This window comes from Cupriavidus phytorum (genome assembly GCF_003254285.1).
GTDB lineage: Bacteria > Pseudomonadota > Gammaproteobacteria > Burkholderiales > Burkholderiaceae > Cupriavidus > Cupriavidus phytorum.
Map to the genome: position 1 here is coordinate 170,371 of NZ_QKZN01000005.1, position 12,263 is coordinate 182,633.

Consider the following 12,263-nt stretch of genomic DNA (forward strand, 5'->3'; position numbering starts at 1 on the left):
GTGACACAATGGCGCCCGGCCTGAAAACCGCACATGCCGCCCCGCATGGCGGTTTCCCCTGCCGTACAAGACAGCGAAGAATTACCATGGCACTGCTCCAGATTTCCGAACCCGGCATGTCGCCGGCGCCCCACCAACGCCGCCTGGCCGTCGGCATCGACCTCGGCACCACCAACTCGCTGGTGGCCGCGGTGCGCAGCAGCATTCCCGAAGTGCTGGCCGACGAGCGCGGCCGCGCGCTGCTGCCGTCGGTGGTGCGCTACCTGCCTGACCGTACCGCGCATATCGGCTACCGGGCCCAGGACGAAGCGGTGCGCGACCCCAAGAACACCATCGTCTCGGTCAAGCGCTTCATGGGCCGCGGCCTGCGTGACGTCGCCAATATCGAGCACAGCCCGTACGACTTCGTCGATGCGCCCGGCATGGTGCAGATCAAGACCGCGGCCGGCGTGAAGAGCCCGGTCGAGATCTCGGCCGAGATCCTGGCCACGCTGCGCCAGCGCGCCGAAGACAGTCTCGGCGACGACCTGGTCGGGGCGGTCATCACGGTGCCGGCGTATTTCGACGAGGCCCAGCGCCAGGCGACCAAAGACGCCGCGCGCCTGGCCGGGCTGGAAGTGCTGCGCCTGCTCAACGAGCCCACCGCCGCGGCCATCGCCTACGGACTCGACAACGCCGCCGAAGGCATCTATGCCGTGTATGACCTCGGCGGCGGCACCTTCGATATCTCGGTGCTCAAGCTGACCCAGGGCGTGTTCGAGGTGATGGCCACCGGCGGCGATTCCGCGCTGGGCGGCGATGACTTCGACCAGCGCCTGCTGTGCTGGATCGTCGAGCAGGCCGGCCTGCAGCCGCTGTCGGCGCAGGACATGCGCCTGCTGATGGTGCGTGCGCGCGCCGCCAAGGAGGCACTGTCGGAAGCGGACAGCACCGTGATCGACGCGGTGCTGGAGTCCGGCGAGATCGTGCACCTGACGCTGACCGACGAGACCTTCGAGCAGATCACCGCCCACCTGGTGCAGAAGACGCTGGCGCCGGTGCGCAAGGCGCTGCGCGATGCCGGCGTGACGCCCGAAGACGTCAAGGGCGTGGTGCTGGTCGGCGGCGCCACGCGCATGCCGTCGATCCGCAAGGCGGTGGGCGATTTCTTTGGCCAGACCCCGCTGACCAACCTCGATCCGGACCGCGTCGTGGCGCTGGGCGCGGCGATGCAGGCCAACCTGCTGGCCGGCAACCATGCCCCGGGCGAGGACTGGCTGCTGCTCGATGTGATCCCGCTGTCGCTGGGCGTCGAGACCATGGGCGGCCTGGTCGAGAAGATCATCCCGCGCAACAGCACCATCCCGGTGGCGCGCGCGCAGGAATTCACTACCTTCAAGGACGGCCAGACCGCGATGGCGATCCACGTGCTGCAGGGCGAGCGCGAGCTTGCCAGCGACTGCCGTTCGCTGGCGCGCTTCGAGCTGCGCGGCATCCCGCCGATGGTCGCGGGCGCGGCCCGCATCCGCGTGACCTACCAGGTCGATGCCGACGGGCTGCTGTCGGTGACCGCGCGCGAGACGCATTCGGGCGTGGAAGCCTCGGTCACGGTCAAGCCATCGTACGGGCTCGCCGACGACGATATCGCGCGCATGCTGCAGGACAGCTTCCGCGAAGCCGAGCACGACATGAAGAGCCGGGCGCTGGCCGAAGAGCGCGTGGAAGCGGAGCGCCTGGTCGAGGCCACGCAACGCGCGCTGGAAACCGACGGCGACCTGCTGTCCGCCGATGAGCGCGCCGCGGTGGAAGCGCTGATGGCGACGGTGCGCGAGATCGCCACCGGCGAAGACCATCTCGCCATCCGCGCCGCAGTGGAAAAGCTCTCGCACGGTACCGACGAATTTGCGGCGCGCCGCATGGACCGCTCGATCAAAAGCGCACTGGCGGGGCGCAAGGTGCAGGAGCTGGGCTGATCACCGCGCCTGCACCGCATTACAGAACCCAGGAAACGACATGCCACAGATCATTGTTTTGCCCCACGTCGAATACTGCCCGGAAGGGAAGGTGATCGAGGCCGAGAAGGGCGTCAGCGTGCTGGATTCGCTGCTCTCCCACGGCATCGAGCTCGAGCACGCGTGCGAGAAGTCCTGTGCCTGCACCACGTGCCACGTGATCGTGCGCGAGGGCTTCGACTCGCTCAACGAGGCCGAGGAAAAGGAAGAGGATCTGCTCGACAAGGCCTGGGGCCTGGAGCCGAATTCGCGCCTGTCGTGCCAGGCCATCGTCGACGAGGAAGACCTGACCGTCGAGATCCCCAAGTACACCATCAACCACGCCAAGGAAGGCCACTGAGCGGCCGGCACAGACCTCAGCGGAGAACAAGCCCATGAAGTGGACCGATACCTACGCCATTGCCGAAGCCCTGTACGACAAGTACCCGGATGTCGATCCGGCCGGCGTGCGCTTTACCGACCTGCGCCGCTGGGTGCTGGAGCTCGACGGCTTTGCCGACGACCCGGCGCGCTCGGGCGAGAAGATCCTGGAGGCGATCCAGCAGGCGTGGATCGAGGAAGCGGAATGACTTCCTGATGTCAGGAATAAGCAAAAAGGCCGGCTTGATGCCGGCCTTTTTGCTTGGGAGCTGGACGATACGAACTGATCGACCGCTCGGTTTGCTCCCCTCTCCCGCTTGCGGGAGAGGGGAGCAAACCGGCGGGTTTGCAATGCCTCAGTCTTCCTTGCGCAGGTGCGGGAACAAAATCACGTCACGGATATTCGGGCTATCCGTCAGCAGCATCACCAGCCGGTCGATGCCGATGCCGCAGCCGCCCGTCGGCGGCATGCCGTATTCCAGCGCACGGATATAGTCGGCGTCGAAGTACATCGCTTCCTCGTCGCCGGCATCCTTCTGCTCGACCTGCTTGCGGAAGCGGTCGGCCTGGTCCTCGGCGTCGTTCAGCTCGGAGAAGCCGTTGGCGATCTCGCGGCCGGTGATGAACAGTTCGAAGCGCTCGGTGATGCCCGGCACCGTGTCCGACGCCCGCGCGAGCGGCGAGACCTCGACCGGGTAGTCGACGATAAAGGTCGGCTCCCACAGCTGGCTCTCGGCGGTTTCCTCGAACAGCACCAGCTGCAGCGTTCCCAGCCCGGCATTGAGGAACTGCGGCGCGTTGGTGTTGACGCCGAACTTCTTCAGTTCGGTGCGCAGGAATTCGGCATCGCCGAGCTGCGCGTCGGTGTACTGCGGCGCGAACTTCTGGATCGCCTGGCAGATGGTCAGGCGGTGGAACGGCTTGGACAGGTCCAGCTCGCGGTCCTGGTACGTCAGCACGGCGCTGCCGCGCGCGTCGATCGCCGCCTTGCGGATCAGGTCCTCGGTGAAGTCCATCAGCCAGCGGTAGTCGGTGTACGCCGCGTAGAACTCCATCATGGTGAACTCGGGGTTGTGGCGCGGGCTCACCCCCTCGTTGCGGAAGTTGCGGTTGATCTCGAACACGCGCTCGAAGCCGCCGACGATCAGGCGCTTCAGGTACAGCTCGGGCGCGATGCGCAGGAACATCTGCATGTCGAGCGCGTTGTGGTGCGTGATGAAGGGCTTGGCCGCGGCGCCGCCCGGGATCGGGTGCAGCATCGGCGTTTCCACTTCCATGAAGCCGGCGTCGGCCATATGGCGGCGCAGCGACGAGATCGCGTCGGTGCGCGCGCGGAAGGTGTTGCGCGTTTCCGGCGACACGATCAGGTCGACATAGCGCTGGCGGTACTTCATTTCCTGGTCGGCCAGGCCGTGGAACTTGTCCGGCAGCGGGCGCAGCGACTTGGACAGCAGGCGCAGCTCGCGCACCTGCACCGACAGCTCGCCCTTGTTGGTGCGGAACAGCTCGCCGCGCGCGCTGATGATGTCGCCCAGGTCCCAGTGCTTGAAGGCCGCGTAGACCTCTTCGCCGACCTTGTCGCGGGTGATGTAGAACTGGATCTGGCCGCTGCCGTCCTGCACGGTGGCGAAGCTGGCCTTGCCCATCACGCGCTTGAGCATCATGCGCCCGGCGATCGCGACCTCGACCGGCGCGGCCTCGAGCGTGGCCTGCTCGGTGTCGGCGTACTGCGCCTGCAGCGCGGCGGCCTGGTGGGTGGGGCGGAAATCGTTGGGGAAGGCCACGCCTTGCTGGCGCAGCGCGGCCAGTTTTTCGCGCCGCTCCGCGATGATCTTGTTTTCGTCGACGGCGGGCGTGTCGGCGGCGGCCTTGTTCTGCGCCGGGGCCTGGGCGCGGTTCGGTTCGGTCATGATGTCGTGTCGGTCGCGCGCCGGGCAGCGCGCGGGTTCAGTATGGCTTCAGTAGTTGCGGAGATCGTCCAGCTCGGTGCTGCCGAAATCCGGGCGGTGCAGGTAGGCGACGATGCGGCCCGCGGTTTCCTCGGCCGAGGCGAGCTGCTGGTTGGCCTTGAGCTCGCGGAAGCGCTGCACCTGGGCAAAATCGGCATTGCGGATGGTGGCCTGCATGCCGGTATCGATCACGCCCGGCGCCAGCGCCACCGCGCGCACGGTGCGCGGCGCCTCGGCCTGGGCGTACTCGGCGTTGACCGAGCGCATGAACATGTCGAGCCCGGCCTTGCCGGCGCAGTAGGCGCTCCAGCCTTCGATCGGGCGCCGTGCCGCGCCGGAGGAGATCGCCAGCACCTTGCGCGGGCAGCCGAACTTCTCGGTGCGCTCCAGGAACGCCGCGGTCATGGTCATCGGCGCCGCCAGGTTGGTCAGCAGGTGCGGCACCAGCGATTTTTCCTGCAGCGCCGCGACCGGCCCGATCGGCTCGACCACGCCTGCGTTCAGGATCAGCGTGGCGCTGGTCGGCGGCAGGTCGAGCGTGTCGAGCACGCTGGCCAGCCAGGTGGCCGCGGGGCCGGCCTGCGCCAGGTCCTGCAGGTGCCAGGCCACCGGCACGCCGCTAAGCGTGGCGATGCGCTCGAGCTCGGTGTTGCGGCTGCGCGCCACGCAGATCAGGCGGTTGCCCGGCACCAGCAGGGCGTTGGTTAGTGCCGCGCCCAGCCCGCGCGAGGCGCCGGTGATGATGTACAGGTGATTGGCTTCGCTCATGGTGCCCCGGTCGGAAAGGCCGTCGTGCCGGCATGGCGCGGGCGGCGGTACAGCGATGGATGGGTTGCTGTGCCGCCGCCGGCCGGCGGCGGGTACGGTCTTGCAGTCGCCTTATAGTCCCTGCTTGAGGCTGGCCTCGATGAACGGGTCCAGGTCGCCGTCCAGCACCTTCTGGGTGTTGGACATTTCCACGTTGGTGCGCAGGTCCTTGATGCGGCTCTGGTCCAGCACGTAGGAGCGGATCTGGTGGCCCCAGCCCACGTCGGTCTTGCCGGCCTCGAGCTTGTCGGCCTCGGCCTGGCGCTTGCGCATCTCGTGCTCGTACAGGCGCGACTTCAGCATCGACATGGCTTCGGCGCGGTTGCGGTGCTGCGAGCGGTCGTTCTGGCACTGCACCACAATGCCGGTCGGGATGTGCGTGATACGCACGGCCGAATCGGTCTTGTTGATGTGCTGGCCGCCCGCGCCCGAGGCGCGGTAGGTATCCACGCGCAGGTCCGCCGGGTTGATCTCGACCTCGAACGAGTCGTCCACCTCGGGGTAAACGAACACCGACGAGAACGAGGTATGGCGCCCGCCCGACGAATCGAACGGCGACTTGCGCACCAGGCGGTGCACGCCGGTTTCGGTGCGCAGGTAGCCGAAGGCGTATTCGCCCTCGATCTTGATGGTCGCGCTCTTGATGCCGGCGACGTCGCCTTCTGACTCTTCCAGCACCTCGGCCTTGAAGCCCTTGCGCTCGCAGTACTTCAGGTACTGGCGCAGCAGCATCGAGGCCCAGTCGCACGCTTCGGTGCCGCCGGCGCCGGCCTGGATGTCGATAAAGGCGTTGGCCTGATCCATCTCGCCGGCGAACATGCGGCGGAATTCCATGTCCGCCACCACCGCCTCGAAGCCCTTGACGTCGGTCTCGATCGACTCGAGGGTGTCGTCGTCGCCTTCTTCCTTGGCGAGCTCGAACAGCTCTTCGGCACCGACGAGGTCATCGGTGAGCTTGCCCAGGACGCCGACCACGCCCTCGAGCATCTTCTTTTCCTTGCCGAGGTCCTGGGCCCGCTTGGGGTTGTTCCAGACGTCGGGGTCTTCCAGCAGGCCGTTGACTTCGTCCAGCCTTCCTACTTTGACATCGTAGTCAAAGATACCCCCGTAGATCTTCCGTCCGGGAACGGAGATCGGAGATGGCACCGGAGATGGCGTTGAGGCGTTCTGCTTCCATGATGTTCCTGCGCTTCGAAAACCTCGAATTATAGCGGATCGGGGCCGTGATCCGGGCGCGGATTCGGCGATGCGGGCCGGTTCGCGGGCCGCGCACGGCGAACGGAATACGCCCGCAACGGTCTATCCGGCGGTGTCGGGCAGCGCACGCGGCGATAATACGCGTTTGCAAGCCGCCCCCGGCAAGACAACGAACAGGGACGAATGACGCAAACCAGACATGACATCGAGCCAGGCCGGCGCCGCGCGCTGGGCCTGCTGCTGGCGGCCACGGCTATGGTCGCAGCGGGCTGCGGCACCATGGACACCGGCCCCGCGCCGGACGGCTTCTACCGCGTGGAGCGGGGCGACACGTTGTATTCGATCGCCCGCAAGCACCGCCGCAGCGTGCGCGATCTGACCCGCTGGAACAGCGACATCACCAGCCCGAGCCAGATCGAGGTGGGCCAGCTGATCCGGGTGCGCCCGCCCGGCGCCGCGGCCGGCAGTGCCACGGCTTCGACCGGCACCGGCCAGGCCGTAACCGATACGCCGCGCGTCGACAGCGCCGCGGCATCCCGCCCGCCGGCCAGCAGCATCCGCCTGCAATGGCCGGCCGACGGCCGCGTCACGGCGGGTTTCTCCCCGCCCGCCAGCAAGGGCCTGAGCATCGCCGTGCCGGCCCACGGCACGGTGCGCGCCGCCGCCGCCGGCCGCGCCATCCACGTCGGCAACCTGCGCGGCTACGGCATGCTGGTGATAGTCAAGCACAACGACGACTGGCTCACGGTGTACGGCAACCTGGACCAGCCGCTGGTCAGCGAAGGCGCGCAGGTGTCGGCGGGACAGGACGTGGGCCGCATGGGCGCGAGCCCGAGCGAACTGCACTTCGAGGTGCGCGGCAACGGCAAGCCGGTGAATCCGGCCAGCTACCTGCCGTCGCGCGGCTGAGCGGGGCGCACCGCGCCCCCGCCGGGCACGCTACTGCGCGTGCTCGATCACCAGCTGCACGCGGGTGACGCCGTTGAAGGTGTTGTTGTCGAGCCGGTACGCCACCTGCGCGCTGGCGCCGAGCGAGTCGGCGTGGTTGAACCAGATCGCGTCGAAGCGCTGGCTGCCGCGCCCCAGCTGCAGCTTCAGGTGCTTGCCCTTGAGCACGCTCTGGCGCAGCACGTCGAACTCGCCGCAGAAGGTCGGCGCCGGAAAGCCCTGGCCCCACACCTGCTGCTCCAGCAGGGTGACGAACTCCGGGCTGAAGCACTGGTCCTCGATATCGCCGTCGGTCTCGATCACGCGCGCCAGCTGGTCGTCGGTCAGCCATTCGCGCCCGACTGCCTCGAACGCTTCCTGGAATTCGGCAAAGCGCTCGGCGCGCACGGTCAGCCCCGCCGCCATGGCATGGCCGCCGAACTTGAGCAGCATGCCGGGGTGGCGCTTGGACACCAGGTCGAGCGCATCGCGCAGGTGGAAGCCCGGGATCGAGCGGCCCGAGCCCTTGACGGTGGTGTCGTCGCCCGGCGCGAAGGTGATGGTGGGGCGGTGGAACTTGTCCTTCAGCCGCGATGCCACGATGCCGATCACGCCCTGGTGCCAGGTATCGTTGAACACGCTGACGGTATAGCGCGCCGACGCGTCCGGCCCCGCCAGTCCGGCCATGGGCTGCTCCAGGATCTGCAGCGCCTCCTGCTGCATGCCGGCCTCGATGTCGCGCCGCTCGCGGTTCATGCTGTCCAGCTCCTGGGCGATTTCCCAGGCGCGGTTGGCATCGTCGGTCAGCAGGCACTCGATGCCCAGTGACATGTCGGCCAGCCGGCCGGCCGCATTCAGGCGCGGACCGAGGCCGAAGCCGAGGTCGAAGGTATTGGCGCGCGCGGCCTCGCGCCCGGCGGCGCGGAACAGCGCGGCCACGCCGGGCTGCATGCGGCCGGCACGCATGCGGCGCAGGCCCTGCGCCACCAGGATGCGGTTGTTGGTGTCGAGCTTGACCACGTCGGCCACGGTGCCCAGCGCCACCAGGTCCAGCAGCGTCTGCAGCGGCGGCTGGGTCTGCTGAGTGTAGACGCCACGGCGGCGCAGCTCGGCGCGCAGCGCCAGCAGGACGTAGAACATCACGCCCACGCCGGCCAGGTTCTTGCTGGGGAATTCGCAGCCCGGCTGGTTCGGGTTGACGATGACAGCGGCCTGCGGCAACTCCGAGCCAGGCAGATGGTGGTCGGTCACCACCACGTCGATGCCCAGCGCATTGGCCGCGGCCACGCCGTCGACGCTGGCGATGCCGTTGTCGACCGTGACGATCACATCCGGATTCTGCTTCGCCGCCAGCGCGACGATTTCCGGCGTCAGGCCATAGCCGTATTCGAAGCGGTTGGGCACGATGTACTCGACCCGCGCGCCCAGCATGCGCAGCCCGCGCACGCCGACCGCGCACGCGGTGGCGCCGTCGCAGTCATAGTCGGCGACGATCAGCAGGCGCTTGCCGGCGGCGATGGCGTCGGCCAGGTAGGCCGCGGCGTGGCCGATGCCCTTCATGGCCGCGGGCGGAACCAGTTCGGGCAGGTCGGTGGCGAGTTCCGTGGCGCGGGCCACGCCGCGCGCGGCCAGGATGCGCGCCAGGGTCGGGTGCAGGCCGGTGGCGGCCAGCGCGCTGGCGTGTTCGGGGGAATACTGGCGGATAGCGATCCGGGTCATGGGCGGGGCGGCATTAGGAGTCGGGGGCGATGGCTTCAGGCTTCACGCGGCAAGGGCAAGGTCGGACAGCAGCGCGCGCCAGTCGCCGCGCTGGCCCATGCCGCGCCAGAACTTGCGCAGGTCGGCGCGCCGCACGGTGAACTCGGCAAAGTGGTTCTCCCCGCCCAGCACCAGCGTGATGGCGCCGATCCGGCCGGCCGCCAGCGCTTCCAGCGCCGGGGCGAACCAGTCGGCATCGAGCGCGTGCATGCGGTCCAGCCACAGCCCCCAGTCCTCGGCGATATGCGCCTCGGTGGCGCTGTCGAGCATCGCCAGCACCGAGCCTTCGAGCCCGGCCGCGCCGGCCAGGCCCGCCGGCACCGGCAGCACGCGGCTGCCGCCGGCCAGCGCCAGGCCGCTCAGGAAGGGGTCGTTGCTCAGCACCGTATCGGCCAGCCGCGGCACCGGCCGCAGCGCGCCGCCGCCGTACAGCCAGACCGAGTTGACCGGCACCTCGCCGGCGGCTTCGCGGGCCTGGTTGACGCGGTGGTCGAACCACGTCATCTGGATTTCGTTCTGCAGCCGGCGCCAGTCGCGGGCGCGTTCACCGGCCTGCATCCAGATGTCGATATTGCGGCCCGCCGCGCGTAGCGGCGTGGTGGCCTCGAGCGGGCCGAACACGGCCTCGGGCAGGTACCAGCGCTGCGGGCAGGGCGTCTCCAGCGCGATGCCGGACTCCTGCAGCAGGGCGTCGATGGCCTCGCGCAGCGCGGTGGCTTCCTGTGGCCGCAGGCCGAGCTGGCCCGGCGGCATCAGCACCAGGTGATCGCGCGCGGCATGGATGTGCACCGGCTGCAGGCAGGCCCAGGATTGGCCGTCGGCGGTGACCGGGGTGCCGGCGGTCGGTGTGCCGGCGGCCGCGCCGGCGCGGTCGGCCAGCCGCATATAGGGCGCCAGCGGCACCCGCACCGTGTCCAGTCCGGCCTTGCCGGCCAGCCAGCGCTCCTGCGGCAGGCTGCGCAGGAAAGGGTCGTCGTGCCGCTCGCGCGGCCCGGGCGCGGCCCGGGTCAGCAACTTTCCGAGCGCCGGCAGCTCCAATTGCCGCAGCAGCGCGCCGGGAACGACGTCGTCGCGGCCGTCGTCGCCAGCGCCGGGCGGGACGGAAAAGGGCACAATCAGGGTCAGGTGCGTCATCATGGTGGCGAGATTGTAAACTCCCGGCTGGCTCGCGCCAGCCCCGGACCCGGCCGCGACGTGAACGCGGCGCCGCCCGCCAGTGTGCCCTGCGTGCCGCCGGCGGCGCCCCGACGGGCAATGGCGCTTTCCCGAACCAACAGGAATCCTCTTGAAATTTCCCTACGAGTGGCAGATCGGCTGGCGATATACCCGCGCAAGCAAGCGCGCCAGCCGCAACACCTTCATTTCGTTTATCTCGATGATCTCGATGCTGGGCATCGCGCTCGGCGTGGCCGCGCTGATCGTGGTGCTGTCGGTGATGAACGGGTTCCAGAAGGAGGTGCGCGACCGCATGCTGTCGGTGCTGGCGCATATCGAGGTGATCGGCCCGTCGGCGCTGCCGGACTGGCAGAAGACCGCGGCCGAGGCGCTGCAGAACAAGGAAGTGGTCGGTGCCGCGCCCTACGTGGCGGCGCAGGCCATGCTGACCCGCGACGATGCCGTGCGCGGCGTGCTGCTGCGCGGCGTCGAGCCGTCGCAGGAGCCCAAGGTGTCTGAGATCGGCAGCCAGTTCCGCGCCGGCAACATGGCGGCGCTGGTGCCGGGCAGCTTCGGCATCGCACTGGGCAACGAGCTGGCCAATGCCATGGGCGTGCAGGTCGGTGACAAGGTCACGCTGCTGGCGCCGCAGGGCACCATCACGCCTGCCGGCGTGCTGCCGCGGCTCAAGCAGTTCACCGTGGTGGGCGTGTTCTCGTCCGGCCACTTCGAGTTCGACAGCGCGCTGGCGCTGGTCAACCTGCAGGACGCCGAGACCCTGTTCCGCCTGAGCGGCCCCACCGGCGTGCGCCTGAAGCTGCAGGACATGCAGCGCGCGCCGCTGGTGGCGCAGGAACTGGCCGGCACCATGTCGGGCGAGCTTTACCTGCGCGACTGGTCCAAGCAGAACCGCAACTGGTTTGCCGCGGTGCAGACCGAGAAGCGGATGATGTTCATCATCCTGACGCTGATCATCGCGGTGGCCGCGTTCAACCTGGTGTCGACGCTGGTGATGACCGTCACCGACAAGCAGGCCGATATCGCCATCCTGCGCACCATGGGCGCGCAGCCGGGCTCGATCATGAAGATCTTCATCGTGCAGGGCGTGGCCATCGGCTTTATCGGCACGCTGCTGGGCGTCGCCGGCGGCACGCTGATCGCCACCAATATCGACGTGATCGTGCCCTTCATCGAGCGGCTGCTGCACGTGCAGTTCCTGCCGCGCGACATCTATTTCATCAGCCAACTGCCTTCCGATCCCCGCGTGAACGACATCGCCACCATCGGCATCATCTCTTTCGTGCTGGCCACGCTGGCCACGCTCTATCCCAGCTGGCGCGCCGCCCGCGTCAACCCGGCGGAGGCGCTGCGCTATGAGTGAAGCCGTGCTGCAAGCCGCTACTTCCACGCCTGCCCCGGGCCAGCCGCGCACCGGCGCGCCGGTGCTGGTGGCCGAGGGCCTGACCAAGCGCTTCCGCCAGGGCGAGCTCGACGTCGAGGTGCTGCGCGGCGTCGACGTGCGCGTCAACGCCGGCGAGAAGGTGGCCATCGTCGGTGCCTCCGGTTCGGGCAAGAGCACGCTGCTGCATGTGCTGGGCGGGCTCGACGAGCCCGATTCCGGCCGCGTCGCGCTGCTCGGCAAGCCCTTCACGGCGCTGCGCGAGCGCGAGCGCAACGTCGTGCGCAACCGCTCGCTGGGCTTTGTCTATCAGTTCCACCACCTGCTGCCGGAATTCACCGCGCTCGACAACGTGGCGATGCCGCTGCGCATCCGCGGCCTGACCCAGCCGGCCGCGCGCGAGGTTGCGCAGGCGATGCTGGAGCGCGTCGGGCTGGGCGGGCGCTCGCGCCACCGGCCGGGCGAGCTGTCCGGCGGCGAGCGCCAGCGCGTCGCCATTGCGCGCGCGCTTGTGGGCCAGCCGGCCTGCGTGCTGGCCGACGAGCCCACCGGCAACCTCGACGACCACACCGCCGGCGGCGTCTATGACCTGATGCTGGAACTGTCGCGCACGCTCGGCACCAGCTTCGTCATCGTCACCCACGACCTCGACCTCGCCGGCCGCTGCGATCGCGTTTTGCGGCTGCGCGACGGCCACCTGCACCAGGAACGCTGAAGCGG

11 protein-coding genes are annotated in these 12,263 nt (G+C 68.8%); 6 read left to right on the forward strand and 5 right to left on the reverse strand.

The window, feature by feature from the left end; all coding sequences use genetic code 11:
- Positions 1-86: 86 nt before the first annotated feature.
- Genes hscA through iscX form a run of 3 tightly spaced genes read left to right on the forward strand, consistent with a single transcriptional unit; the run spans position 87 to position 2,560 of the window.
- Positions 87-1,952, forward strand: coding sequence for a Fe-S protein assembly chaperone HscA (hscA, locus tag C7416_RS14970; protein WP_111519647.1), 1,866 nt, complete (start codon positions 87-89; stop codon positions 1,950-1,952).
- Between the two features lie 40 nt (positions 1,953-1,992).
- A complete protein-coding gene (gene fdx / locus C7416_RS14975) occupies positions 1,993-2,331 on the forward strand; it encodes an ISC system 2Fe-2S type ferredoxin (protein ID WP_111519648.1) in 339 nt (112 codons plus the stop codon).
- A 34-nt stretch (positions 2,332-2,365) separates the two neighbouring features.
- A complete protein-coding gene (iscX, locus tag C7416_RS14980; RefSeq protein ID WP_111519649.1) occupies positions 2,366-2,560 on the forward strand; it encodes a Fe-S cluster assembly protein IscX in 195 nt (64 codons plus the stop codon).
- 147 nt (positions 2,561-2,707) lie between these two features.
- On the opposite strand, the gene lysS is transcribed toward iscX, so the two are convergent.
- The 3 genes from lysS to prfB all read right to left on the reverse strand — a co-directional run bounded on the left by lysS (position 2,708) and on the right by prfB (position 6,284).
- A complete protein-coding gene (lysS, locus tag C7416_RS14985; RefSeq protein WP_111519650.1) occupies positions 2,708-4,261 on the reverse strand; it encodes a lysine--tRNA ligase in 1,554 nt (517 codons plus the stop codon).
- 48 nt (positions 4,262-4,309) lie between these two features.
- Complete coding sequence (locus C7416_RS14990; protein ID WP_111519651.1) at positions 4,310-5,068, reverse strand: SDR family oxidoreductase; 759 nt, start codon at positions 5,066-5,068, stop codon at positions 4,310-4,312.
- A 111-nt stretch (positions 5,069-5,179) separates the two neighbouring features.
- Positions 5,180-6,284 (reverse strand): peptide chain release factor 2 gene (prfB, locus tag C7416_RS14995; protein WP_111519652.1). Its coding sequence is split into 2 segments (ribosomal slippage): positions 5,180-6,202 and positions 6,204-6,284, totalling 1,104 coding nucleotides; the frame shifts between segments, so codons are not numbered across the junction.
- A gap of 203 nt (positions 6,285-6,487) precedes the next feature.
- Here prfB and C7416_RS15000 point away from each other — a divergent pair.
- Entirely contained in the window at positions 6,488-7,213 is a 726-nt protein-coding gene (locus C7416_RS15000; protein ID WP_111519653.1) for a peptidoglycan DD-metalloendopeptidase family protein, read from the forward strand.
- Between the two features lie 30 nt (positions 7,214-7,243).
- On the opposite strand, the gene recJ is transcribed toward C7416_RS15000, so the two are convergent.
- Together recJ and C7416_RS15010 are read right to left on the reverse strand one after the other, a co-directional pair.
- The gene (gene recJ, locus C7416_RS15005) at positions 7,244-8,950 is read right to left on the reverse strand and encodes a single-stranded-DNA-specific exonuclease RecJ (protein WP_111519654.1); all 1,707 of its coding nucleotides are present in this window, start codon (positions 8,948-8,950) and stop codon (positions 7,244-7,246) included.
- A 42-nt stretch (positions 8,951-8,992) separates the two neighbouring features.
- A complete protein-coding gene (locus tag C7416_RS15010) occupies positions 8,993-10,126 on the reverse strand; it encodes a hypothetical protein (RefSeq protein WP_111519655.1) in 1,134 nt (377 codons plus the stop codon).
- A gap of 148 nt (positions 10,127-10,274) precedes the next feature.
- Here C7416_RS15010 and C7416_RS15015 point away from each other — a divergent pair, with 148 nt between their 5' ends.
- Positions 10,275-11,525, forward strand: coding sequence for a lipoprotein-releasing ABC transporter permease subunit (locus C7416_RS15015; protein WP_018006901.1), 1,251 nt, complete (start codon positions 10,275-10,277; stop codon positions 11,523-11,525).
- A complete protein-coding gene (lolD, locus tag C7416_RS15020) occupies positions 11,518-12,258 on the forward strand; it encodes a lipoprotein-releasing ABC transporter ATP-binding protein LolD (RefSeq protein ID WP_111519656.1) in 741 nt (246 codons plus the stop codon). The genes C7416_RS15015 and lolD overlap by 8 nt, the downstream gene beginning before the upstream one ends.
- The last annotated feature ends 5 nt before the right edge of the window (positions 12,259-12,263 follow it).